The sequence below is a fragment of the Streptomyces sp. ID05-39B genome, assembly GCF_033794725.1.
Classification (GTDB): domain Bacteria; phylum Actinomycetota; class Actinomycetes; order Streptomycetales; family Streptomycetaceae; genus Streptomyces; species Streptomyces bobili.
Genome location: NZ_JARGEF010000564.1, coordinates 1 through 536 on the forward strand (window position 1 = coordinate 1; position 536 = coordinate 536).

The 536-nt window shown below is 66.2% G+C and carries 1 protein-coding gene; it reads right to left on the reverse strand.

Annotation, left to right across the window (positions count from 1 at the left end):
• On the reverse strand, positions 1–536 hold a 536-nt coding region (locus tag P1P75_RS41915), incomplete at both ends, for a polyketide synthase (RefSeq protein ID WP_319265377.1).

Genomic DNA, 536 nt, shown 5'->3' on the forward strand with positions numbered 1-536 from the left:
ACACCGCCGGCACCCCAGTCCACATGCGACGTCGGCTCATCCACATGCAACGTAGGAGGCAGCACACCACGACGTAACGCCTCCACCATCTTGATCACACCACCCACCCCCGCCGCCGCCATCGTGTGACCGATGTTCGACTTCAACGAACCCAGCCACAACGGCCGCTCCCCCGAATGCCCCCTCCCATACGTGGCCAACAACGCCTGCGCCTCGATCGGATCCCCCAGCCTGGTCCCCGTCCCATGCGCCTCCACCACATCCACATCCACCACACCAAGCCCCGCATCCGCCAACGCCCGACGAATCACCCGCTGCTGCGACGGACCGTTCGGCGCCGTCAGACCATTGGAAGCACCGTCCTGATTCACCGCCGACCCCCGCAACAACGCCAACACCCGATGCCCACGCGCACGCGCATCCGACAACCGCTCCAACACCACCAACCCCGCACCCTCACCCCAACCAGTGCCATCAGCCGACTCCGCGAACGCCTTGCACCGCCCATCAGCCGACAACCCACGCTGCCGGGAGAA